General features: G+C 60.0%; 24 protein-coding genes. 15 read left to right on the top strand and 9 right to left on the bottom strand.

Annotated elements, in window-relative coordinates:
- Window positions 1–11 precede the first annotated feature (11 nt).
- Window positions 12–1,736, bottom strand: coding sequence for a C13 family peptidase (locus KGD89_RS22315; protein ID WP_025261983.1), 1,725 nt, complete (start codon window positions 1,734–1,736; stop codon window positions 12–14).
- Window positions 1,737–1,864: 128 nt separating this feature from the next.
- Complete coding sequence (locus tag KGD89_RS22310; protein WP_025261982.1) at window positions 1,865–2,320, bottom strand: MaoC family dehydratase; 456 nt, start codon at window positions 2,318–2,320, stop codon at window positions 1,865–1,867.
- A 205-nt stretch (window positions 2,321–2,525) separates the two neighbouring features.
- On the opposite strand from KGD89_RS22310, the gene KGD89_RS22305 reads away from it, so the two are divergent.
- The 3 genes from KGD89_RS22305 to KGD89_RS22295 are packed head-to-tail and all read left to right on the top strand — an operon-like array spanning window position 2,526 to window position 4,204.
- Complete coding sequence (locus tag KGD89_RS22305) at window positions 2,526–2,888, top strand: CidA/LrgA family protein (RefSeq protein WP_025261981.1); 363 nt, start codon at window positions 2,526–2,528, stop codon at window positions 2,886–2,888.
- Complete coding sequence (locus tag KGD89_RS22300) at window positions 2,885–3,601, top strand: LrgB family protein (protein WP_025261980.1); 717 nt, start codon at window positions 2,885–2,887, stop codon at window positions 3,599–3,601. Before KGD89_RS22305 ends, KGD89_RS22300 begins: the two co-directional genes overlap by 4 nt.
- A gap of 12 nt (window positions 3,602–3,613) precedes the next feature.
- Window positions 3,614–4,204 (top strand): LON peptidase substrate-binding domain-containing protein, encoded by a 591-nt coding sequence (locus KGD89_RS22295; protein ID WP_025261979.1) that lies wholly within the window; start codon window positions 3,614–3,616, stop codon window positions 4,202–4,204.
- Window positions 4,205–4,241: 37 nt separating this feature from the next.
- On the opposite strand, the gene KGD89_RS22290 is transcribed toward KGD89_RS22295, so the two are convergent.
- Window positions 4,242–5,558 (bottom strand): bifunctional DedA family/phosphatase PAP2 family protein, encoded by a 1,317-nt coding sequence (locus tag KGD89_RS22290; RefSeq protein WP_025261978.1) that lies wholly within the window; start codon window positions 5,556–5,558, stop codon window positions 4,242–4,244.
- 3 nt (window positions 5,559–5,561) lie between these two features.
- A complete protein-coding gene (locus KGD89_RS22285) occupies window positions 5,562–6,233 on the bottom strand; it encodes a DNA-3-methyladenine glycosylase (RefSeq protein WP_025261977.1) in 672 nt (223 codons plus the stop codon).
- A 274-nt stretch (window positions 6,234–6,507) separates the two neighbouring features.
- On the opposite strand from KGD89_RS22285, the gene KGD89_RS22280 reads away from it, so the two are divergent.
- The 12 genes from KGD89_RS22280 to lipA all read left to right on the top strand — a co-directional run bounded on the left by KGD89_RS22280 (window position 6,508) and on the right by lipA (window position 17,901).
- Complete coding sequence (locus tag KGD89_RS22280; RefSeq protein ID WP_025261975.1) at window positions 6,508–7,779, top strand: glutamate-5-semialdehyde dehydrogenase; 1,272 nt, start codon at window positions 6,508–6,510, stop codon at window positions 7,777–7,779.
- 22 nt (window positions 7,780–7,801) lie between these two features.
- Window positions 7,802–8,461 carry a nicotinate-nucleotide adenylyltransferase gene (gene nadD / locus KGD89_RS22275; RefSeq protein WP_162883684.1) on the top strand — a complete coding sequence of 220 codons (660 nt, stop codon included), beginning with the start codon at window positions 7,802–7,804 and terminating at the stop codon, window positions 8,459–8,461.
- 60 nt (window positions 8,462–8,521) lie between these two features.
- A complete protein-coding gene (rsfS, locus tag KGD89_RS22270) occupies window positions 8,522–8,908 on the top strand; it encodes a ribosome silencing factor (protein WP_025261973.1) in 387 nt (128 codons plus the stop codon).
- Window positions 8,909–8,917: 9 nt separating this feature from the next.
- The gene (gene rlmH / locus KGD89_RS22265) at window positions 8,918–9,385 is read left to right on the top strand and encodes a 23S rRNA (pseudouridine(1915)-N(3))-methyltransferase RlmH (RefSeq protein WP_025261972.1); all 468 of its coding nucleotides are present in this window, start codon (window positions 8,918–8,920) and stop codon (window positions 9,383–9,385) included.
- A gap of 28 nt (window positions 9,386–9,413) precedes the next feature.
- Complete coding sequence (gene mrdA, locus KGD89_RS22260) at window positions 9,414–11,309, top strand: penicillin-binding protein 2 (protein WP_025261971.1); 1,896 nt, start codon at window positions 9,414–9,416, stop codon at window positions 11,307–11,309.
- A gap of 31 nt (window positions 11,310–11,340) precedes the next feature.
- Window positions 11,341–12,444: a rod shape-determining protein RodA gene (gene rodA, locus KGD89_RS22255; RefSeq protein WP_051427793.1), complete on the top strand. Its 1,104-nt coding sequence runs from the start codon at window positions 11,341–11,343 to the stop codon at window positions 12,442–12,444.
- 17 nt (window positions 12,445–12,461) lie between these two features.
- Window positions 12,462–13,469: a lytic murein transglycosylase B gene (mltB, locus tag KGD89_RS22250; RefSeq protein ID WP_025261969.1), complete on the top strand. Its 1,008-nt coding sequence runs from the start codon at window positions 12,462–12,464 to the stop codon at window positions 13,467–13,469.
- Window positions 13,469–14,485 (top strand): septal ring lytic transglycosylase RlpA family protein, encoded by a 1,017-nt coding sequence (locus KGD89_RS22245; protein ID WP_025261968.1) that lies wholly within the window; start codon window positions 13,469–13,471, stop codon window positions 14,483–14,485. Before mltB ends, KGD89_RS22245 begins: the two co-directional genes overlap by 1 nt.
- Before the next feature lie 234 nt (window positions 14,486–14,719).
- A complete protein-coding gene (locus tag KGD89_RS22240) occupies window positions 14,720–15,880 on the top strand; it encodes a D-alanyl-D-alanine carboxypeptidase family protein (RefSeq protein WP_025261967.1) in 1,161 nt (386 codons plus the stop codon).
- Window positions 15,881–15,969: 89 nt separating this feature from the next.
- Complete coding sequence (locus tag KGD89_RS22235) at window positions 15,970–16,245, top strand: DUF493 domain-containing protein (RefSeq protein ID WP_025261966.1); 276 nt, start codon at window positions 15,970–15,972, stop codon at window positions 16,243–16,245.
- On the top strand, window positions 16,245–16,901 hold the full coding sequence (lipB, locus tag KGD89_RS22230; RefSeq protein WP_025261965.1) for a lipoyl(octanoyl) transferase LipB: 657 nt from the start codon (window positions 16,245–16,247) through the stop codon (window positions 16,899–16,901). The genes KGD89_RS22235 and lipB overlap by 1 nt, the downstream gene beginning before the upstream one ends.
- Window positions 16,894–17,901, top strand: a complete 1,008-nt coding sequence (gene lipA, locus KGD89_RS22225) for a lipoyl synthase (protein WP_025261964.1) — start codon at window positions 16,894–16,896, stop codon at window positions 17,899–17,901. The genes lipB and lipA overlap by 8 nt, the downstream gene beginning before the upstream one ends.
- A 69-nt stretch (window positions 17,902–17,970) precedes the next feature.
- Here lipA and KGD89_RS22220 read toward each other — a convergent pair whose 3' ends face one another.
- From KGD89_RS22220 to leuS, 5 genes are all read right to left on the bottom strand, one after another.
- The gene (locus KGD89_RS22220; protein WP_025261963.1) at window positions 17,971–19,299 is read right to left on the bottom strand and encodes a lytic murein transglycosylase; all 1,329 of its coding nucleotides are present in this window, start codon (window positions 19,297–19,299) and stop codon (window positions 17,971–17,973) included.
- 84 nt (window positions 19,300–19,383) lie between these two features.
- Complete coding sequence (gene arfA, locus KGD89_RS22215; RefSeq protein ID WP_025261962.1) at window positions 19,384–19,539, bottom strand: alternative ribosome rescue factor ArfA; 156 nt, start codon at window positions 19,537–19,539, stop codon at window positions 19,384–19,386.
- Window positions 19,540–19,655: 116 nt separating this feature from the next.
- Entirely contained in the window at window positions 19,656–20,693 is a 1,038-nt protein-coding gene (holA, locus tag KGD89_RS22210) for a DNA polymerase III subunit delta (RefSeq protein ID WP_025261961.1), read from the bottom strand.
- Between the two features lie 41 nt (window positions 20,694–20,734).
- Window positions 20,735–21,340: an LPS-assembly lipoprotein LptE gene (locus KGD89_RS22205; RefSeq protein WP_025261960.1), complete on the bottom strand. Its 606-nt coding sequence runs from the start codon at window positions 21,338–21,340 to the stop codon at window positions 20,735–20,737.
- Window positions 21,341–21,428: 88 nt separating this feature from the next.
- Complete coding sequence (gene leuS, locus KGD89_RS22200; protein ID WP_025261959.1) at window positions 21,429–24,035, bottom strand: leucine--tRNA ligase; 2,607 nt, start codon at window positions 24,033–24,035, stop codon at window positions 21,429–21,431.
- Window positions 24,036–24,052: the final 17 nt, after the last annotated feature.

Below are 24,052 nucleotides of genomic sequence, written 5' to 3'. Positions count from 1 at the left end.
TACTGAATAGCCTAGCGGCTAGTGGAGGTCTTCGCTTCCTTGCGATTCAACGTCGTATTCAGCGCTCGTTCTGCCTGATTCTTGCGTAAGAGTTGCCAGCGGGCAATGACGCCCTTGGGGGCCCATATCTGCGGTTCTGAAGCCTCGAAATCATCTTCGATTTCACGTTGTGCGACATACGCTTTTGCATCGTTGAAAGCTTGTTGCAGGTCATCGGTTTCGACCAGTGCCCTGGCAAATAGTGCATCACCGAAATAGGTGAAGTCAGCTTCCTCCGAACAGCCGAACGATACACGGTCCGCTCGCGAAGCTGTCATGACCAGGGTTCGTTCGTCCTTGAGGTCCGGGATGAACCCACCTGAATAGCAGGAAGAAATCACGATGACCTTGTCGCGGTCTTTCAGCGGTGCCAGTGCGGCGGCCAGTGCATCGGCAGGCAAATCCGCCAGTGACAGACGCGGCTGATCGAGCACCAGTTCATGATCCTGAGTCCCATGGCTGGTCAGGTAAATGAACACCAGGTCTTCCGGACCGCTGCGTTGCGCCAGGGTCTGGGCAGCGCGGCTGATGGATTCGCGGGTCGCCAGTGGACGGTCGATCATGTGGTCGCGATGATTGACCAGGCTGATTTGCCCTGAAGCGCCAAACCGCGACGCCAACAGGTTGTTGACGTAATCGGCCTCGCGCATGAACACGCTCTGCTTGCCGTCACCGGCCACCACCAGGCTGTACAGTTCCAGGCCGGGTGTCGAGGCGGGTACGGCGGCCAGTGCTTTATCCAGCAACGGGCCCTGGGCGAGCAGACCAGCTTCCAGTGGATCGGGCAGCAACTTGCCCTGGGCGTCACGAATCCGCTGACCGTTGGCCCAGACTCCGCGCAGTTCGGTACCGTCGGCGGACGTCAGCACGCCGGGGCCTTGGTAGGTGTCATTGGCGAACTGGCCGACGTAGTGGCTGCCATCAGCCAGTTGCAGATGGCCTTCGCCGGAAAACTGCCAATTGTTGAAGTGGCCTTTGTAGCGGCTGCCGTCCGATCCGATCAGTTCGCCCTGGCCGGTCAGCGCTCCTTCCTTGAACTGGCCGTTCCAGACATCGCCGTCGCTGTTCTCGTAGCGGCCATCGCCGTCGAGCAGGTTGTTGCGAAAGCCGCCGATGTAGTGATCGCCATCGGCACTTGCGAAGCTGCCGTTACCCTGGAGCTGACCGTTGACGAACGGGCCGCTGAACTGATTGCCGCTGGCATCGGTGCGCACGCCTTCGCCGTTGGGTTTGCCCTGGGCGAACTGGCCCTGGAACTGGCTGCCGTCTTCCAGCTCCAGACGTCCAGGTCCATCGTATTGACCGGCCTTGAAATGACCTCGGTAGAGCGTGCCCTTTTCCTGCCAGGTGCCTTCGCCATCCCGACGGCCGAGCTTGAAGCTGCCGACGTAAGTCCCGCCAGCGCTGGTCAGCTTGCCCTGACCCTGAAACAGGCCGTGCTCGAACTGACCTGTGTAAATGTCGCCGTTGCTGGCATGCCATTCGCCACGGCCGTGGCGCAGACCATTCTCGAACTGGCCGGCGTACCAACTGCCATTGGGATAGTCGATACGGCCTTCGCCCTGTAAGCGGCCATTGACCAGATCGCCACGGTAGCGTCCGCCATCGGGCAGCAGGCCATCGGGAGGCAACAGGGATTCGCTGTCGCCGCAGCCAGCGATCAGGAGGGTCAGAGCCAGAGGAGCAAGCGCGCGCATTTAAGATCCCAAGAGAGTTGGTCCGTGACTCTGCTTGAGCAGATGTTCGTGTCACACTGGTGGGAGTATGCCGCAGCGAGTAATAGGGGTGAAACAGTCTGTTACGACTGTTTCATGTTTCAGCGGGATTACACAAAGCACAGGGTCAAAGGCTCTGCAACAAAGGCCGGCTTTTCCTGCCCATCGATCTCCATGGTGGCCGTGGCCTTGAGCAGCCATTGCCCCGGTTTTTTCTCCGTGGCGTCAGTGAGTTCCACTTTCAGGCGCACCCGTGAGTCGACCTTCACCGGCTGAACGAAACGCACGCTGTCCAGGCCATAGTTGACCACCATCTTCAGGCCTTCGGGCACCACCAGCAGGTCGCCCATCAGTTTGGGGATCAGCGATAGCGATAGCAGGCCGTGGGCGATGGTGCCGCCAAAAGGAGTTTGCGCTGCCTTGACCGGATCGACATGAATGAACTGGAAGTCGCCGGTGGCTTCAGCGAACAGATTGATGCGTTCCTGGTCGATGGTCAGCCATTCGGAACGTCCCAGTTCCTTGCCGATGTAGTTCTTGAGCTCTGTAGCAGGTACAAAAGGCATGTCATTCTCCTTGATCTTTCGGTTTTATACCTTGGTGCCCATACCCGTGAGGGATATTGCCTGTCGGGCGAGTGACAAGATCAGCAGAGGGTTGCCGGTTGGTCAAGTGACTCCTTGCAGGCGAATACCTGTCCATAGCGTTGAACGCAGCGTGTTTATAATGGCGCCGTGAATTCACTGGGTTCATTTATCTATTGGAGTTCCCATGCTGTTACGGGGTCTGACATGGCTGGTGCTGTTCCAACTGCTGGGGACGGCGCTCAATCATCTGTTCTTGTCGATACTGCCGGGGCCGATCATCGGGCTGGTCTTCATGATCGTGTACCTGATCTGGCGCGGTGAAGTGAGCGAGCCCATCAGCGTCGCAGCCAGCAGCCTGTTGCGTTACCTGCCGCTGCTGCTGGTGCCGCCTGCGGTGGGCGTGATGGTTTATGCCTCGGCCATTGCCGAAGACTTCTGGGCCATCTTCGGCACCCTCTTTTTGTCGCTGATCATCTCGCTGACCTTTGTCGGCTGGCTGATGCAGAAACTCATCGAGCGTCAGTCGCGCCGTCAGGAGCAGCCATGAACCTGGATTGGCACGGGGCCTGGATGTCGGTGATTCATCACCCTCTGTTCGGCATCGCTATCACGTTGGGCGCTTATCAGCTGGCGATGGCTGCTTATGAGAAAACCCGCTGGCTGTTTCTGCAGCCGGTGCTGGTTTCGATGGTGGTTGTGATCGGCATCCTGTTCAGTTGCGGCCTGGATTACACCGAATACCGCAAAAGCACCGAGATCCTGGGCATTCTCCTGGGGCCTGCCACGGTGGCGCTGGCAGTGCCGCTTTATCTGAATCTACGGCGGATTCGTCAGTTGTTGTGGCCAACCTTAACTACGCTGGTGATTGGTGGTGTTTTTGCCACCGGCCTGTGCCTGTCCCTGGGTTGGTTGCTGGGCGCCGATCACATGATCCTGATGACCATGGCGCCCAAGTCGGTTACGTCTCCGATTGCGATGCTGGTGGCCGAGCAGATCGGTGGCGTTGCGGCGCTGGCGGCGGTGTTCGTCTTGATTACCGGTGTGTTCGGTGCCATTTTCGGACCGGGCCTGCTGTCACTGGCGCGGGTGCACAATCATGCGGCCCGCGGCATGGCGCTGGGTCTTACCGCTCATGCGGTGGGAACCTCGCTGGCCTTGCAGGAAGGAGAAGAGGCGGGCGCTTTTGCTGCTCTGGCAATGAGCCTGATGGGTGTTGCAACTGCATTGTTTCTGCCGTTGGCCGTGTCTTTGGCTGTTTAAGGGTACTTATTTATGACGTTGCCGCTGTTTCCACTCAATGCTGTGCTGTTCCCCGGTTGCGTGCTCGACCTGCAGTTGTTCGAGGCGCGCTATCTGGACATGGTTAGCCGCTGCATGAAACAGGGAGAGGGCTTCGGCGTGGTGTGCATCACCCATGGCAGCGAAGTCGGCCTGGCCCCTGAAGGTTATTCGCTGATCGGTTGTGAAGCGCTGGTCACCGATTTCCAGCAGCAGGAAAACGGCCTGCTGGGGATTCGTGTCGTCGGTGGGCGGCGTTTCCGGGTGACCGACGCCACTGTGCAGCGTGACCAGTCGTTGCTGGCCGAAATCCAGTGGCTGGACGAGCAACAGGAGCGGCCGTTGCAGGAAGAGGACGCCGATCTGGTCGCCTTGCTCGAAGCCTTGGGCGAGCACCCGATGGTCGCGTCCCTGAACATGGGGCTTGAGGCCAGCGGTCAGCAATCACTGGCCAACCAACTGGCCTACCTGCTGCCCTTCACCGAGCAGGACAAGATCGAACTCCTGGAAATCGACGACCCCGAAGAGCGCCTGGATGCGATCCAGGAACTGCTCGACGAGATGCAAGGCGATTTACAGGCCTGATGTTGTGGGAGCGAATTCATTCGCGAAAGCCACTCCCTCAATACTGATACCGCAATGTTGCATGGGCCAATGCATTGACTGCAAACAGGCCCAGCAGACCGGTGATGGCCGGTACGATCAGCCACCATACTTTTGCCGACATCGCTGGCAACGGCGTCTGATGCTGGATCAGGGTCAGGCTTGCGGCGCAGATACAGAACGCCAGCATCATCCCGGCCAGGATATCCGTTGGCCAGTGGACACCCAGATAAACCCGTGACAAGGCAATCGCCAGCGCCGGAACGCCGCCCAGCAGCAGCCAGGTCAGGCGCAGTCTGACGGGCTGCCCGCGTCCGGCCAGCACCGCCAGAGTCATGAACAGTGCAAATGCCGCCGAACTGTGTCCGCTGGGCATGCTGTAGGTGGTCAGCGGGTCGAGCAAAACCTCAGGCCGGGCGCGGCCAAAGAATGCCTTGAGCGTGCCGTTCGCCACGGCTGTGCCCAGTGTGGTGGCGAGTGCGAAGGCTGCATGGCGCCATTGCCGGGCGATCAGCAGGACAATGATCAGCAGCGCCGCAGCCAGCAGTTGTGCCTTGAAGTCGCCAATGCTGGTGACCAGCAGGACGATATTCTGTGCGGTCGCGCTGCGATGTTCCTGGACCAGCGTCATCAGGCCCTGGTCGAAATGGTTCAGGTACGGCCAGCCGATCAGCAAGGCCGCCAGCATCACCACGCTCAGACCTGCAATCACCTTGGTCGCATGACGCTGTTTGCGCATGCTGGCCTGGATGCTCAGCCCGAACAGGATGGCCAGGCCTGCACCGACGAAGGCCGCTTCGCTCCAGAACCCTTCAGGCAAAGGCAGGCGAATGGCGGCGCCCGCAGCCCAGCCCGGCATCAGGTAAACGATCGACCAGCCGGCGGCGGCGATGATGCTGACAATGGCAAAGCGCGGGAAGGGCATGTCGAACATGCCGGCAATCATCGGCAGCATCGGGCGCAGCGGGCCGATGAAGCGGCCCACCAGCAGGCTCGCGATGCCATAGCGATGGAAATAGGTTTCTGCACCCGTCAGCCATTCCGGGTGCTGACGCAGGCCCGGCAACTGGCGGATATTCTGATGGAAGTGCTTGCCGATGAAGTACGACACCGCATCCCCCAGCAGGCCGCCCAGAAAGCCCAGCAGCAGGACTTCGCTCAACGACAGAATGCCGCTGCCTGCCAGGGCCGCGATGGCGAACATTAGAACGGTGCCTGGCACGACGATCCCGGCAATGGCGACACATTCGATGAATGCCACCACGAATATCGCTATCGCCACCCAGGACGGGTTAGCAGTCAACCAGCCGGTAATGCCATCGAGCAGTTCGCCCATGGATCAGTTTCCTTGAGGGATTAGAAAATAGTCGCGGCCTTCGACCTGACCGCGACGTAGTGGGTTCCGCGTGCAGAAGCGGGCGTATTCGGCATCGACGAAGCGGTACATCAAGTGCTCGTCGCGGCCATGGGGAATCCCCAGACGTGTTGTTTGAACGATGAGTTTCGGTGTCGGGCCAACGTCTTCGACCAGCAGCTTTTGCGGATCGAAGCGCTTGGCGTCCCACACAGGTACTTTCAGGCCCAGCGCTTTGCACAGCAAGGTCTGGCCCGCACACAGACGCTCCTGCGGGCGAATGGTCCCGCTGGCATCCGGGTTGTTGAGTTGCATCTGTGCCAGGGCATTGGCATCGCTGAGTTCATCGACCCAGGCAAAACCGGACTTGATCAGCACCGCATTGCCCGGTCCGTGGGCGCTGAAATTCAGCGAGTCCCCGCCACGGGCGTAATACATGTAGATGTGCCCACCGTCCAGAAACAGCGCCTTGCGTTTTTCGGTGTAGCCCAGCGAAGCGTGGCTGCCCTTGTCGGCGCAGTAATAGGCTTCAGTCTCAATGATCCGCGCTGCCAGCCATAGCTCACCGACCTTGTGCCGGATGACCTTGCCCAGCAGGTCGCGGGCCAGGACCTGGGCATCTCGGTTGAAAAAGCTGTCGGCAAGAGCAACGGGCATAGGCGGACACAGGAAGTGAGAGGGCGCAAATCATAGCAAGCGCTGTCTTAAAAGCACCTTAATGTCATTTGGCTGCCAACTTTGTTGTTTCTGGACATGACAAAAATACAGGCTCACTCGCAATCTTTCATCCTGAGAGGCACTGTGCTGGCGAAATGGGCGCTGCATGGTCATTTTTTGCACTGTTATCGACCATCCGCCTGTCTGCGCTGTCGTTCGGGCGGCGCGACAGCTATAATCGGCCGCTTTCTTCTCTGCCAAGACCTCTGAGACCATGACTGAGTCCGTTCTTGACTACATGACCCGCCTGGGTCGCGCCGCCCGCGAAGCTTCGCGAGTGATCGGTCGTGCCAGCACCGCGCAGAAAAACCGCGCCCTGCAGGCCATTGCCGCCGCTCTGGACGAAGCCCGTACCGAGCTGTCCACCGCCAATGAGCTTGACCTGAACGCAGGTCGCACCAATGGCCTGGCCCCCGCCATGCTCGAACGCCTGGCCCTGACCCCCGCACGTATCGACAGCATGATCGTCGGGTTGCGTCAGGTTGCCAGTCTGCCCGACCCGGTAGGTGCAATCCGCGACATGAGCTACCGGCCTTCAGGTATTCAGGTCGGCAAGATGCGCGTGCCGCTGGGCGTGGTCGGGATCATCTATGAGTCGCGCCCGAACGTGACCATCGATGCCGCAAGCCTGTGCCTCAAGTCCGGGAACGCCACTATCCTGCGTGGCGGCTCCGAAGCCATTCATTCCAACCGTGCGGTGGCTGCCTGCATCCAGCGCGGTCTGGCCGAGTCCGGGTTGCCTTCCGGTGTGGTACAGGTTGTCGAAACCACCGATCGCGATGCCGTGGGCGCGCTGATCACCATGCCTGAATACGTGGACGTCATCGTTCCGCGTGGCGGCAAGGGGCTGGTGGAGCGGGTCAGCCGTGATGCCCGGGTGCCGGTCATCAAGCATCTGGACGGCATCTGCCACGTGTATGTCAGCGCTTACGCCGATTTGCCCAAGGCCCAGAACATCGCCTTCAATGCCAAGACCTACCGTTACGGTATCTGTGGTTCGATGGAAACCCTGCTGGTGGATCAGGCCGTGGCGGCCGAGTTCCTGCCTGCAATGGCCGCCCGCTTTCATGAAAAGGGCGTCGAGTTGCGTGGCTGCGAGCGTACCCGCGAGCTGATCGACGCGATTCCTGCGACCGAAGAAGACTGGCACACCGAGTACCTGGCGGCGATCCTGTCGATTCGTGTAGTGACCGGGCTGGATGAAGCCATCGAGCACATCAATCACTATGGCTCGCATCACAGCGACGCCATCGTTTCCGAGCAGCAGGGCCAGATTCGCCGCTTCATGGCGGAAGTCGACTCCAGCTCGGTGATGATCAATGCCCCGACCTGCTTTGCCGATGGCTTCGAGTACGGTCTGGGTGCCGAGATCGGCATTTCTACTGATAAGCTGCACGCCCGTGGCCCTGTCGGCCTGGAAGGCCTGACCTGCGAGAAGTACATCGTGGTCGGTGACGGTCAATTGCGCGGCCAGGAGCCAGCCTGACTTGAGCGAGCCCGTAGCAGCCTTGCCCAGACGTATCGGCATGCTGGGGGGAACGTTCGACCCGGTACATATAGGTCATTTGCGCGGCGCACTGGAAGTGGCCGAGCTGCTTGAACTCGATGAGTTGCGCCTGACGCCCAGCGCCAGGCCTCCCCATCGCGACATGCCCAGCGTGACTGCGCAGGACCGTCTGGCGATGGTTCAGTGTGCGGTGGCTGGTGTGTCACCCTTGACGGTGGATGACCGTGAGCTGAAACGGGATAAACCGTCGTACACCATCGACACCCTGGAATCGATGCGGGCCGAACTGGCCGCAGAGGACCAGTTGTTTCTGTTATTGGGCTGGGATGCCTTTTGCGGGCTGCCCACCTGGTATCGGTGGGAAGAACTGCTGGAGCACTGCCATATCGTGGTGCTGCAACGCCCGGACGCGGACAGCGAGTCGCCGGATGCCATGCGCAACCTGCTGGCGGCACGCTCGGTCAGCGACCCCAAGGCCCTGAAAGGGCCGGGCGGACACATTACATTCGTCTGGCAGACGCCGTTATCGGTGTCTGCCACCCAGATCCGTCAACTGCTGGCCAGCGGTAAGTCGGTACGTTTTCTGGTGCCAGACGCGGTACTGGCCTATATCGATGTGCACGGACTGTACTGTGCGCCGAAAACTGATGGATCGCCCTGAAGCTGCTTTTATAGATAAGCGTTTGGGCGTTTCCACACATATGAGTTGAATGAGTTTTTTATGACAAAGCAGAAAATGAGTAGTGAAGAAGTCGTGGCATTGGCAACGGCTGCACTGGAAGACGTCAAAGGGTCGGACATCCTGGCGCTCGACGTGCGTGACAAGACCAGCATCGCCGATTACATGCTGATCTGCACCGGTACCTCCAACCGCCAGCTCAACGCGCTGGTCGATAACGTTCGCGAGAAGGTCAAGGCTGCCGGCCTGATGCCGCTGAGCGAAGAAGGCAAGGGCGACAGCGACTGGGTTCTGCTGGACCTGGGCGATGTCGTGGTTCATGTAATGACCGCTGCTGCACGCCAGTTCTACGACCTGGAGCGTCTGTGGCAAGGCGCAGAGCAGAGCCGCGCTGCCAGCGCTGCGCACCACACTCCGGGCCACGAATAAGGCATCGTTGTGCGTCTGCGTCTGATCGCCGTTGGTTCGCGTATGCCCAAGTGGGTGGAAGAGGGGTGGCATGAGTACGCCAAGCGTCTTCCTTCCGAACTTGCGCTTGAACTCGTGGAAATTCCGCTCAATACCCGCGGCAAGAATGCCGACGTGGCACGCCTGATCCGTCAGGAAGGCGAAGCCATGCTGGCCAAGGTGCAACCGGGTGAGCGGATCGTCACGCTTGAAGTGCAGGGCAAGCCCTGGAGCACCGAACAACTGGCGAGCGAGCTTGATCGCTGGCGTCTGGACTCGCGCACGGTAAACCTCATGGTCGGAGGGCCGGAAGGCCTTGCACCCGAGGTTTGCGCGCGCAGCGAGCAGCGCTGGTCGCTGTCACCACTGACCTTGCCGCACCCGCTGGTGCGGATCCTGATCGGTGAGCAGATCTATCGCGCCTGGACAGTTCTGTCCGGGCACCCTTATCACAAGTAGCCTTGTCTTTACTGTGAACGCGCCCTAGATGCCTCAGCCGATCCGCCTAAAAGACCATGAAAAAGACGCACGCCTTGTGCGCAGCAGGGTCGTGTTCGGGGCAGTGGCCGTCATGTTGCTGGTGTGCGTCCTGATTGCGCGCCTGTATTTCCTGCAAGTCATTCAATACGACTACCACTCGACCCTGTCGGAAAACAACCGGGTTCACGTCCAGCCGATTCCGCCAAGTCGTGGCCTGATTTTCGACCGCAACGGCGTTGTGGTGGCCGACAACCGGCCAAGCTTCAGCCTCAGCGTGACCCGCGAGCGCTCCGGCAACTGGTCCCAGGTGCTCGATACGATTGTCGAAGTGCTGCAGCTTACGCCCGATGACCGCATCATCTTCGAGAAACGCATGAAACAGGGGCGTCGGCCATTCGAGCCGGTGCCGATCCTGTTCGAGCTGACCGAAGAGCAGATTGCCCTGATCGCTGTTAACCAGTTCCGCCTGCCCGGCGTCGAAGTGGTTGCGCAACTGGTCCGTCACTATCCACAGGGGCCGCACTTTGCCCACTCGGTCGGTTACATGGGCCGCATCAACGAGAAAGAGCTCAAAGGCCTCGATCCCGTCAATTACAGCGGCACGCACCACATCGGCAAGACCGGTATCGAGCGTTTCTACGAAGATGAGCTGCATGGTCAGGTCGGCTACGAAGAAGTCGAAACCAATGCACGGGGCCGCGTATTGCGTGTGCTCAAGCGCACCGATCCGATTCCCGGCAAGGATATTGTCCTGAGCCTGGACATCAATCTTCAGGAAGCCGCCGAAGCTGCACTGGGCGGTCGTCGCGGTGCTGTCGTGGCGCTGGACCCGAATACAGGCGAAGTGCTGGCGATGGTCAGCGCACCGAGTTTCGACCCGAATCTGTTCGTGACGGGGATCAGCTTCAAGGCTTACGCCGAGCTGCGCGATTCCATCGACCGGCCACTGTTCAACCGTATTCTGCGCGGCCTTTATCCGCCGGGCTCCACCATCAAGCCTGCGGTCGCCGTTGCCGGGCTGGATGCTGGCGTCGTGACGCCGTCTTCCCGGGTGTTCGACCCCGGTTACTACCAGTTGCCGAACTATGACCATAAATACCGCAACTGGAACCGCACCGGCGATGGCTGGGTGGACCTTGATGTGGCGATCATGCGTTCAAACGATACCTACTTCTACGATCTTGCGCACAAGCTCGGCATCGACCGGCTGTCCACATACATGAACAAGTTCGGCCTTGGGCAGAAGGTGTCTCTGGACATGTTCGAGGAATCTCCCGGCTTGATGCCGTCCCGGGACTGGAAGCGGGCCACCCGGCGTCAGGCGTGGTTCCCCGGCGAAACCCTGATTCTCGGGATCGGCCAAGGTTATATGCAGGCCACGCCGCTGCAACTGGCGCAGGCCACGGCCTTGGTCGCCAACAAGGGCAAGTGGAACCGGCCGCACCTGGCCAAGAGCATCGAAGGCAAGGCGCCGGTTGACGAGAATCCGATGCCGGACATCATCCTGCGCGACCCGTCCAACTGGGCCAGGGTGAACCACGGCATGCAGGAAGTGATGCACGGCGCCCGTGGTACGGCGCGCAAGGCTTCCATCGGTGCGCAATACCGGATCGCCGGTAAAAGCGGTACCGCCCAGGTTGTTGCCATCAAGCAGGGCGAGAAGTACGACCGCACCAAGGTTCAGGAGCGCCATCGTGACCACGCCCTGTTCGTGGGCTTTGCGCCAGCCGACAACCCCAAGATCGTCGTGGCTGTGATGGTGGAGAACGGTGAGTCCGGCTCTGGTGTTGCGGCTCCCGTGGTCCGTCAGGTGATGGATGCCTGGCTGCTCGACCAGAATGGTGCACTCAAACCTGAGTACGCCGGCTCCCTGAATCCGGAGGCTGCGGCCCGTGAAGAGTAATTTCGACCGCATCCTTTCCAGCGAAGACGTGATGCGTCGTCGTGCGACGTTCCTGCAGCGCATCCACATCGATGGCCCGTTGCTTATCCTGTTGCTGACTCTGGCGGCGGGTAGCCTGTTCGTCCTGTATTCGGCCAGTGGCAAGAACTGGGACCTGCTGCTCAAACAGGCCAGCTCTTTCGGCATCGGCCTGACGGCAATGCTGGTCATTGCCCAGTTCGAGCCGCGATTCATGGCGCGCTGGGTGCCGGTCATGTACGTCATGGGCGTGCTGTTACTGGTGGTGGTGGATGTGATGGGCCACAACGCCATGGGGGCCACACGCTGGATCAACATTCCGGGGGTCATCCGTTTCCAGCCTTCGGAGTTCCTGAAAATCATCATGCCGGCGACCATCGCCTGGTATCTGTCCAAGCGCACCTTGCCGCCGCAGCTCAAGCATGTGGCGGTCAGCCTTGCGTTGATCGGCGTGCCCTTCGTGCTGATCGTGCGCCAGCCTGACCTGGGCACATCCCTGCTGATCCTGGCTTCCGGAGCCTTCGTTCTGTTCATGGCCGGGCTGCGCTGGCGCTGGATCATCAGCGTGCTGGCTGCTGCGGTACCAGCGGCTGTCGCCATGTGGTTCTTCTTCATGCACGACTACCAGAAACAAAGGGTGCTGACCTTTCTCGATCCGGAAAGCGACCCGCTGGGCACCGGCTGGAACATCATCCAGTCCAAGGCGGCCATCGGTTCGGGTGGCGTCTTCGGCAAGGGCTGGCTGCTGGGCACCCAGTCGCACCTGGACTTCCTGCCTGAAAGCCACACGGACTTCATCATTGCGGTATTGGGTGAGGAATTCGGGCTGGTGGGAATCTGTGCGCTGCTGGTCATTTACCTGCTACTGATCGGTCGTGGCCTTGTCATCACCGCGCAAGCCCAGACCCTGTTCGGCAAGTTGCTGGCCGGGGCGCTGACAATGACATTTTTTGTTTATGTATTCGTCAATATCGGTATGGTCAGTGGCCTTTTGCCGGTTGTAGGCGTACCACTGCCTTTCATTAGCTATGGCGGAACTTCGCTCGTGACGCTGCTGTCAGCGTTTGGGGTTTTGATGTCGATCCATACGCATCGTAAATGGATCGCTCAGGTTTGATTAAGGTGAAGAATTCAATGCAGGTAGTGCGAAACTGGGCTCGATATGCTCCGGTGGTCGGTCTGGTCAGCATCCTTGGATCTGTACAAGAGACTATCGCCGGCGACTACGAAGGTTCTCCTCAAGTGGCCGAATTTGTCGGTGAGATGACCCGTGAGTACGGTTTTGCCGGCGAGCAATTGATGGACGTGTTTCGCGAAGTCGAGCGCAAGCAGGCGATCCTCGATGCTATTTCCCGCCCGGCCGAACGGGTCAAGCAGTGGAAAGAATATCGCCCGATGTTCATTACCGATGCCCGTATCGCTCGCGGCGTCGATTTCTGGCGTCAGCATGAAGCGGCCCTGGCTCGTGCCGAGCAGGAATATGGCGTGCCTGCGCAGATCATCGTGTCGATCATCGGCGTCGAAACCTTCTTCGGTCGCAATACCGGGAACTACCGGGTGATCGATGCGTTGTCCACGCTGGGCTTCGACTATCCGCCTCGCGCCCCGTTCTTCCGCAAGGAGCTGCGCGAGTTCCTGCTGCTGGCCCGTGAACAGCAGGTCGATCCTATGACCCTCAAGGGTTCATACGCCGGTGCGATGGGACTGCCGCAGTTCATGCCGAGCAGCTTTCGCGCCTATGCCGTGGATTTCGACGGTGACGGGCACATCAATATCTGGACCGATCCGGACGATGCCATCGGCAGTGTCGCCAGCTACTTCAAGCGCCATGGCTGGGTGGCCGGGCAGCGTGTCGTCAGTCGTGCCTCGGCACGCGGCAGTCGGGTCGATGAGGGTTTGAGCCCTGGTCTGGACCCGGTCATGTCGGTCGGGGAGTTGCGAGGCCTGGGCTGGGCGAGTCATGATGCGCTGCGCGACGACCTGCCCGTCACGGCATTTCGCCTTGAGGGCGATCAAGGTCCGGAATACTGGCTGGGATTGAATAACTTTTATGCAATCACCCGATATAACCGCAGTGTGATGTACGCCATGGCCGTGTATCAGCTGTCTGAATCGTTGGTTCAAGCACGAGGCGTTAAGTAATGCGGCCATTGCCGATTCGTACACCTTTGAAAGTGCTGGCTTGTGCGGGGCTGGCATTGTTGATGGCAAGCTGCTCGTCCACCTCGCGTTCGCCACAACAGCAGAGCGGCACCGCCGTGCGCTCTGCTCCGGGGCTCGATATCAACCGTGCGCACAAGGACGGGGCTCCCTGGTGGGATGTGGATATCTCGCGCATTCCAGATGCCACGCCGACTGTCCACACAGGTCCCTACAAGGCCAACCCTTATACGGTGCTGGGCAAGAGCTACTTCCCGATGAGCGAATCCAAGCGCTATGTCGCCACGGGTACGGCTTCCTGGTACGGCACCAAGTTTCATGGTCAGAACACCGCCAATGGCGAGGTCTATGACCTGTACGGCATGAGCGCAGCCCACAAGACCCTGCCATTGCCCAGCTATGTGCGTGTGACGAACCTCGACAACAACCGTACCGTGATTCTGCGCGTCAACGACCGTGGTCCGTTTTACTCCGACCGGATCATCGACCTGTCCTATGCGGCTGCCAAGAAACTCGGTTATGCCGAAAGCGGCACGGCGCGGGTCAAGGTCGAAGGTATCGATCCGCAGGAATGGTGGGCACAACGGGGTCGCCCGGCGCCATTGGCCCTGGACCAGCCACAAGTGGTGGCCCAGGCGGCCACGCCGGCGTTCACGACCTCCACCGGGACGGTCGAGCAATACACGCCACCCCCTCAGCAGCATGCCGCTCCGCCTGTACCCTTGCAGGTTGACGCAAAAAAAAACGCTTCAGGACAAGCCTCTGGGCTATTTCTCCAGGTGGGAGCCTTCGCGAATCCGGACGCTGCAGAGCTCCTGAGATCGAAGTTGAGCGCGATGGTCCGGGCACCGGTTTTCGTGAGTTCGATAGCCCGCAACCAACAGACGCTCTATCGGGTTCGTATGGGGCCGATAGGCACTCAGGGTGAAGCCCAGCAATTGCAGGATAGTGTCAGATCGGCCAACCTTGGTCAGCCGAGCCTTGTAACACTGGATTGAATCAACAGTCGTTCTTGGCGGTATGAAGAACGATATGCAGTGGCCCGCAATGCGGACTTGCCGTCAGAGCAAGTGTTGCAGGCACTGCCCGCAGGATCGTGTGTTGAACAGGCGATCTTGTCAGCCAGGGTTTTAGCCTGGCGCCACGAGCCGCGGTGAAGTGCATGCGCTTCGCCGGCTTGTTCCGCTTTGCCCGTGAGGGCATGTTTGCCCATTAGCAATTTCGAGAGACGGATGAACATCACCACCTTTGCAAAACGTTTGTGCCTGCTTGTGCCACTGGTCATCGCCCCGGCTGCCTGGGCTGCCGAACAGATGACGCCTGCTGCGCCGCAACTGGCCGCCAAGTCCTACGTGCTGATGGATGCCTCCAGCGGCAACGTTCTGGTTGAAAACAACGGTGACCAGCGTCTGGCTCCTGCGAGCCTGACCAAACTGATGACGGCCTACATCGCGACACTGGAAATCCGTCGCGGCCAGATCGGCGAGAACGATCCGGTCACCGTCAGCGAAAATGCCTGGCGTACCGGCGGTTCGCGGATGTTCATCAAGGTGGGTAGCCAGGTGACGGTCAGCGACCTGCTGCACGGCATCATCATCCAGTCGGGTAACGACGCCAGCGTTGCAGTTGCCGAGCACATTGCCGGCAGCGAAGACGCTTTCGCCGACATGATGAACAAGACGGCCGGCGACCTGGGCATGACCAACAGTCACTTCATGAACCCGACCGGCCTGCCGAACCCTGAGCACTACTCGTCGGCTCATGACATGGCCATTCTGGCACGTGCCATCATCCACGAAGACCCGGCTCACTACGCGATCTACTCGCAGAAAGAGTTCTTCTGGAACGGTATCAAGCAGCCTAACCGCAACCTGCTGCTGTGGCGCGACAAGACCGTTGACGGTCTGAAAACCGGCCACACCGAAGAAGCCGGCTACTGCATGGTGTCCTCGGCAGTGCGTGATGGTATGCGTCTGATCGCCGTGGTGTTTGGCACCAACAGTGAGCAGGCCCGTGCAGCCGAAACCCAGAAGCTGCTGACCTACGGTTTCCGTTTCTTCGAAACCCAGAACTTCTACCAGAAGGGCACCGAGCTGGCCCAGGCGTCCGTCTGGAAAGGCACCACCCGTCAGGTCAAGGCTGGTCTGGCAGAAGACCTGAGCATGACCATGCCCAAAGGCGACATGAAGAAGCTCAGCGCCAGCATGACCATGAACCCGCAACTGGTTGCGCCAATTGCCAAGGGTGACGTGATCGGCAAGGTTGAAGTGAAGAAGGAAGACAAGGTTGTGCACACTGCCAACCTCATCGCACTGGAAGCTGTCGAGGAAGGTGGTATTTTCCGCCGCGTGTGGGATAGCATTCGCCTGTTCTTCTACGGCTTGTTCAACTGACCTTCTAGTAATCAATGCCGACCTTCTCGCGGCCTGCTTCATGAGCAGGCCGCGTGTCCGTCGTCACGGCTTGTGAGACCTTTACTGCCATGACCGATACCGACGTCAAGTCGCACAAAATCGAATTCCCCTGCGATGACTACCCGATCAAAGTGATCGGCGACACCAGCGTGGGGTTTACTGCTGCAGTGATCGAGATTCTCGGCAAACACGCCAAGATCGACGTCTCCACGCTCGCCGAGCGTCAGAGCAGCAACGGCAAGTACACCACCGTACAACTGCATATCGTCGCCACCGGCGAAGACCAGTTGCGTGATATCAATAGTGCCCTTCGCGCTACGGGTGTCGTGCATATGGTGCTCTGATGGGCGACATCCTGGGCTTTCGTGATCTTGGCTTGATCGATTACGAAAGCGCCTGGCATGCCATGCAGCGCTTCACCGACGGGCGTGACCGTGACACCGCAGACGAGATCTGGCTGGTGCAGCATCCCCCGGTCTTTACCCAGGGACAGTCCGGCAAGGCAGAACATTTGCTGTTGCCGGGTAATATTCCTGTCGTACAGGTCGATCGTGGCGGCCAAGTGACCTATCATGGCCCCGGCCAATTGGTTGCCTATCTGTTGCTCGATGTCAGGCGCCTTGGATTTGGGGTTCGCGATCTGGTTACCCGGATCGAAAACACCCTTATTGCCTTGCTGGACAGTTATGGGGTGACGGCGGCGGCCAAGGCCGATGCCCCTGGCGTATATGTCGACGGCGCGAAAATCGCGTCTCTCGGCCTGCGCATTCGTAACGGTTGCTCATTTCATGGACTGGCGTTGAACGTCGACATGGACCTGGAGCCGTTCCGCCGCATCAACCCCTGTGGATATGCCGGACTGGCAATGACCCAGTTGCGCGATCACGCAGGGAAGACGGAATTTTCCGAGGTAAGTGCCCGGCTGCGCGTGCAGCTCGTCAAACACCTCGACTATGCTGAGCAGGCGACCCTTACGGGCGGAATAGAACGATATGACTGACACCGTGCAAACCCTGATCCCGACGCTGGATGTTTCCGAGCGCGCTCCCCGTCCGAAAGTCGAAGCGGGCGTAAAGCTGCGCGGTGCCGAAAAAGTCGCACGCATCCCGGTCAAGATCATCCCGACGGTCGAGCTGCCCAAGAAGCCGGACTGGATTCGCGTGCGAATCCCGGTTTCCCCGGAAGTCGACCGTATCAAGCAACTGCTGCGCAAGCACAAGCTGCACAGCGTCTGCGAAGAGGCATCCTGCCCGAACCTGGGCGAATGTTTCTCCGGCGGCACCGCGACCTTCATGATCATGGGTGACATCTGCACCCGTCGCTGCCCGTTCTGCGACGTCGGCCATGGCCGTCCGAAGCCTCTGGATACCGAAGAACCGCATAACCTGGCAGTGGCGATTGCCGACCTGCGCCTCAAGTACGTGGTCATCACCTCGGTCGACCGTGACGACCTGCGCGACGGCGGTGCCCAGCACTTTGCTGACTGCATCCGTGAAATCCGTGCCTTGTCGCCGAATGTCCAGCTCGAAACTCTGGTCCCGGACTACCGCGGCCGCATGGACGTTGCGCTGGAAATCACCGCAGCCGAGCCGCCTGATGTGTTCAACCACAACCTGGAAACCGTACCGCGCCTGTACAAGGCTGCGCGTCCGGGTTCGGACTATCAGTGGTCGCTGACCCTCTTGCAACGCTTCAAGCAGATGGTGCCGCACGTTCCGACCAAATCCGGCCTGATGCTGGGCCTGGGCGAAACCGACGACGAAGTCATCGAAGTCATGCAGCGCATGCGCGAACACGACATCGACATGCTGACCCTTGGTCAGTACCTGCAACCTTCGCGCAGCCACTTGCCGGTCCAGCGCTTCGTGCACCCGGACACCTTCGCCTGGTTCGCCGAGGAAGGTTACAAGATGGGCTTCAAGAACGTGGCTTCCGGGCCGCTGGTGCGTTCGTCGTACCATGCCGACGAACAGGCCAAGATTGCCAAGAATCTGCTCTGAGGAGCATTTGACGGGTAATGAAAAACGGGCCGGATAGTGATATCCGGCCCGTTTTTTTATGGCGGTCTGTCAGGGCTTGCGCAGGTTGTTCAGCAGCTCATGAGTCGGATAGCCATCGGCTGGCCAGCCAAAGGACTGCTGGGCACTGCGAATCGCCTTGCGGGTATTGGCACCGATAATGCCGTCTGGTGCGCCTGCATCGTACTTGCGGGCCGACAGCAGGGTCTGCAGCTCGATCCGCTCTGAGCGGCTCAGAGGCAGGTCTGTACGAGGCCAGTTGCCTACGATGTAACCGGCCCCTTTGAAGCGGTCGGAAAGCAGGCTGATGGCCAGGGCATAGGACGACGAGTTGTTGTAGCGCAGAATGGCGCGGAAGTTGTCCAGCACCAGGAAGGCCGGGCCGCGATAGCCCGCAGGCAGAAGCAGGGCCGCTTGCTGCTGGCTGGAGGCCAGAGGCAGTGCCGAGCCGTCGGGAAGCTTCAGGCCAAGCTTTTGCCATTCAGTCAGGCTCTTGCGGGTCGAAGCGTCAGCCAGGGCGTAGTCGAAATCCGAACTCAATACCACTTCGAAGCCCCACGGCTGGCCACGCTGCCATCCCGAGCTTTGCAAGTAATGAGCGGTGGATGCCAGGGCGTCGGCCGGTGTGTTCCAGATATCCCGACGACCATCTCCGTTGAAGTCCACTGCATGGGTGTTGTAGGTGGTCGGTATGAACTGGGTCTGCCCCATGGCGCCAGCCCATGAGCCAAGCATTTTCTCAGGCGTTATATCGCCTTGCTGGAGGATTTCCAGCGCCGCCAGCAACTGGCTCTGGGCGAAGTCCGGGCGACGGCCTTCATAGGCCAGTGTGGCCAGGGAGCGGATTACCGACTGCGAACCCTGGAACTGTCCGAAGTTACTCTCCATGCCCCACACCGCGACCAGTGCCTGACGGTCGACGCCATAGCGTTGCTCGATGTTCTGCAGGTCGGTGCTGTACTGGGAAAGCAGGGCCTGGCCCTTGCGTACCCGTGCGGCAGAAATCGCGCCGTCCAGGTATTCCCACACCGGGCGGCTGAACTCTGGTTGGCTGCGGTCGGCCTTCACCACGCTCATGTCCGGCGTCACGCCGCTGAATGCACGGTCGAAGACGTCTGCGCGAATACCGGCCTTCAGTGCCTGATTGCGAAAGCCAGCCTGCCATTCCGCAAAGCTGATGGCGGGCTGGATGGTGAGGTTTTCATCCACGACCAGAGCCGGTGTCGGCACCGCTACGGGCGCAACAGGCAGGGTCTTGCTGGCTTGAAGAGGGGTGGCATCGGCAGCAGTGGGTTTTTCTGCACAAGCTACCAGAGCAATAAGGCTGGAGGCGGCGATGAGTTGGCGCAACTGCCAGGGATGGGTAAAACAAGAAGGCATGCTTGGGTCCAAAGGGATTACCGATAGATGCAGACCTTAACACGGCTTGGCGGTTGAAATCGCCTGGAGGCTTGTTGCTCTTTATCACGCAGCCAGAAAGCAAGAAGCCTCCCAGCTTTTAGACTGGAAGGCTTCTCGGCGGTAGCTGCCTTTGCCCTTGGCGGGTCGTTCCTGACGACTGCGGAACAATGGCTGGGCAATGATGGACTTGGCCTTGTTCGGCCGCTTCGATTTGCTCATGGCGGGGTGCTCTCGGCTGGGTGTTGAACGGTGTGCATGATCAGGCAGGGCGGGGCTTGTGTCTAATAGTTGTGTGCTATGGCGAACTTGTTCGCGAATGAATTTGCGAAACACACTCACTCAGCAGGCAACGGCAGTTTCTGACCGGCCATCAACAGGGCCAACCGACTCAGGCTGCTCCAGGGTGAACCGGCGGCCTGGCCTTTGATCTGGGCGTCGATGCGTTGGGCGTCCATCAGCAGTTGAGCCCAGCGCTTGGCGGAGTAGCGTTGCAGGGCTTTGCTCATCAGGGGTTTGCGCTTGTCCCAGATCGGCGGCCTTGCCGAGCTGAAGACTTTATCCAGCGGGATGCCCTGGCTATACTGCAATGACATGTTGGCCAGTACCCGAAGCTCCCGGGTCAGCGCCCAGAGAATCACCGGCGTCTCGACGCCTTCACCGCGCAGTCCTTCCAGAATGCGCAGGGCATGGGCGGCTTCGCCATTGAGTACCGCGTCGGTCAGGCCGAAAACATCGAAGCGTGCACTGTCAGCCACGGCCGCCTGCACGGTGTCGACGGTGATCTGGCCTTCCTCGGCCATCAGCTTGAGCTTTTCGACTTCCTGGGCGGCAGCCAGCAGGTTGCCTTCGACACGGGCGGCAATCAGCTCGACGGCATCCTGAGTGGCAGACAGTCCTGCCTGGGAAAGACGCTGGCGAATCCATTGCGGTAGCTGGCCGATATCCACCGGCCAGATCTGCAGGAACTGGGTCTGCGGGCCTTCGATCAGCGCCTTGCCCCATTTGGTCTTCTGGGCGCTGCCGTCCAGCTTGGGCAGGCTGATCAGCAGCAGCGTGTCTTCGGCTGGGTTGGCGCAGTACTCCATCAGCGCGGCAGCGCCTTTGTCGCCGGGTTTCCCCGACGGCAGGCGCAGCTCCAGCAGGCGGCGTTCAGCGAACAGCGACATGCTGGCGCCTGCCTGCAGCAGCGTGCCCCAGTCAAAGCTGGCATCGGCGCTGAATACCTGGCGTTCGTCGAAACCTTGCTGGCGGGCGGCCGTGCGGATGGCGTCGGCAGCCTCCTGGCAGAGCAGCGGATCGTCGCCGCTGATGACATACACAGGCGCGAGCGCGCCTTGCAGATGCTTGCTGAGTTGGGCGGGGGCGAGTTTCATGGTTCTGATGATACCGGGGCCAGCAAGCTGGCCCCGGACACTTACCTGGCTGGTATTTCGAGAGGCGACTGCTGAGGCGTCTCGTCGCGTACCCGCTGGGCCGCTTCCAGGGCGTCCGCTTCAGCCTTGGCAACATCGTTGGCTTTCTTCTGCAGTTGCTCCAGACGCTCCGGGGTCAATTGTTGCAAGCGAGCCATCATCTTCTGGACCAGCTCGCTACGCATTTCATTGCGCACTTGCTGGGCTTCGTTATCCGAAGCGGTCAGGTTGTTGCCGTCATGGTTGTAGATTTTCTCTACGCTGACTTTATCGCCAAGCAGGACGAGGTCTTTCTCGCCACGCATTTCGTAGTTGAGCGTAACGGTTAACTGGTACTCGGCCGAGCGACCGGAGCCCGAATAGCTGGCAGTGCGCTGTGTTTCGGATTCGTTGGTCAGGATCAGCTTGTAGGGCGCGCCGGTGTAGATCTTGACGCCCGAGTTGGTCAGTGTGCGATTGAGCTGGGTGACTGTTTCGCCGTACTGATTGCGTGCACTCAGATCCAGTTCCTTGATCGCCAGCTCGTTGGTGCCGGTGCCACGCAGCTGGAAGCCACAGGCACTCAACAACACCGCCAGGCCCATCACCAGCAAATTGCGTTTGATCATCTTGATGCTCCCCTTGAATCCGTTTGGGCCGACCTTGCAGCCCTGGAAATATGTCTGGCGCCCGGCCTTTGCCTGGCGCCCGATCCAATCAGCTTGCGACGATATTGACCAGCTTGCCCGGCACGACGATTACTTTGCGGATCGTCAGGCCATCAATGAAGCGCAGCACGTTTTCGTTGACCCGTGCAGCGGCTTCGACTTCTTCGCGGCTGGCGCTGGCCGGCATTTCGATCTGGCCACGCAGCTTGCCGTTGACCTGAATCACCAGTTGCAGGCTGTCCTGTACCAGTGCGCTTTCGTCCAGAACCGGCCAGCCGGCATCGATAACCGCGTTGTCATGCCCCAACTGTTTCCACAGCTCGTGGCTGATGTGCGGCGTGATCGGTGCCAGCAGCAGGGCGACGGTTTCCAGACCTTCCTGAAGCAGTGCGCGATCCTCGGCAGTAGCCTGAGGGACCTTTTCCAGCACGTTCATCAAGGTCATCACCTGGGCGACGGCCGTGTTGAATTTCTGGTTCTGACCAATATCCTGGCTCGCCTGCTTGATCGCCTGATGAATGGAGCGGCGGATGGCCTTCTGGTCATCGCTCAGGGTTGCCAGATCAAGGCTGCCCGGCAGGCCCTGGCCGACGTGGGCCTGAGCCAGACGCCATACGCGGCGAAGGAAGCGGTGCGAACCTTCGACGCCGGAGTCGGACCACTCCAGGCTCATGTCAGGCGGCGAGGCGAACATCATGAACAGACGGCAGGTGTCGGCGCCGTACTGATCGATCATGGTTTGCGGGTCGATGCCGTTTTTCTTCGACTTCGACATCTTTTCGGTGCCACCGATTTCCACTGGCAGGCCGTCGCTGGTCAGGACTGCACTGATGACCTTGGCCTTGGCGTCACGCTCCAGGGTTACATCGGCAGGGTTGATCCAGGTCTTCTTGCCGCTGGTTTCCATGCGGAAGTAGGTTTCGGCGTTGACCATGCCTTGAGTCAGCAGGTTCTTGAACGGCTCGTTGGACGTTACCAGACCTTCATCGCGCATCAGTTTGTGGAAGAAGCGCGCATAGAGCAGGTGCAGGATTGCGTGTTCGATACCGCCGATGTATTGATCCACCGGCAGCCAGTGTTTGGCAGCGTTCGGCTCGACCAGGCCACCTTCGTAGTGCGGGGAAGCGTAACGTGCGTAGTACCAGGACGATTCCACGAAGGTGTCCATGGTGTCGGTTTCACGCTTGGCCGGTGCGCCACATTTCGGGCAACTGCACTCGTAGAACTCAGGCATGCGCGCCAGTGGCGAGCCTGCACCGTCGGGTACGACGTCTTCCGGCAGTACGACCGGCAGTTGATCTTCCGGAACCGGTACGTCGCCGCACGTGGCGCAGTGGACGATCGGGATCGGGCAGCCCCAGTAGCGCTGGCGGCTGATGCCCCAGTCGCGCAGGCGGAACTGAGTGCGGGACTGGCCCAGGTTTTTCTTGAGAAGGGCGGCTTCGATGGCGTCGAACGCGCCCTGGAAATCCAGGCCGTCGAATTCGCCGGAATTGATCAGCACGCCATGCTCGCCGTAGGCTTCCTGCCATGGTGCCGGGGTTTCGTCGCCCGCGCTGGTACGCACAACGGCCTTGATCGGCAGGTTGTACTTGGTGGCGAACTCGTAATCGCGCTCGTCGTGAGCCGGTACGGCCATGACCGCGCCGTCGCCGTAGTGCATCAGCACGTAGTTGGCGACCCACACCGGCAGCTTTTCACCGGTCAGTGGATGCTCGACGAACAGCGAGGTCGGCAGGCCTTTCTTTTCCTGGGTGGCGACGTCGGCTTCGGCAACGCTGCCGCCCTTGCACTCATCGATGAACGCTTGCAGCTCGGCATTGCCTTGGGCTGCCTGGGTCGCCAGCGGATGCTCGGCGGCCACGGCCACGTAGGTGGCGCCCATCAAGGTGTCGGGGCGTGTGGTGAAGACTTTCAGCGCGCCGGCTTCGCCAATGGAGGCTTCGTGGTAAGGGAACTGGACTTCCATGCCACGGGACTTGCCGATCCAGTTGCGTTGCATGGTCTTGACCTGTTCAGGCCAGCCCGGCAACTCGTCGAGGCTTTGCAGCAGCTCATCGGCGTAGGCCGTGATCTTGAAGTAGTACATCGGGATTTCGCGCTTCTCGATCAGCGCGCCCGAACGCCAGCCACGGCCGTCGATGACCTGCTCGTTGGCCAGTACGGTCTGGTCGATCGGGTCCCAGTTGACGGTGCCGTTCTTGCGGTAGATGACACCTTTCTCGAACAGGCGAGTGAACAGCCATTGTTCCCAGCGGTAGTAGTCTGGCTTGCAGGTGGTCACTTCACGGGACCAGTCGATGGCCAGGCCCAGGCTCTTGAGCTGGTCCTTCATGTAAGCGATGTTTTCGTAAGTCCACTTGGCCGGCGCGACATTGTTGTCGATTGCGGCGTTTTCCGCAGGCATGCCGAAAGCATCCCAGCCCAGGGGCTGCAGGACGTTCTTGCCCTGCATGCGCTGGTAGCGAGAGATCACGTCGCCAATGGTGTAGTTGCGCACATGACCCATGTGCAGCTTGCCGCTCGGATAAGGGAACATCGACAGGCAGTAGAATGTTTCCTTACCTGGCTGCTCACTGACTTCAAAAGACTTTTGCTCTTCCCAAAAGGCTTGGGTGGCGGCTTCGATTTCGCGGGGCTGATAGAGTTCGTGCATGGCTACTTTTTACTAAA

The sequence above is a fragment of the Pseudomonas cichorii genome (assembly GCF_018343775.1).
In the GTDB taxonomy this organism is placed as follows: domain Bacteria; phylum Pseudomonadota; class Gammaproteobacteria; order Pseudomonadales; family Pseudomonadaceae; genus Aquipseudomonas; species Aquipseudomonas cichorii.
Note: the sequence above shows the minus strand (reverse complement) of the source record. Positions and strands in the feature narration are given on the sequence as shown.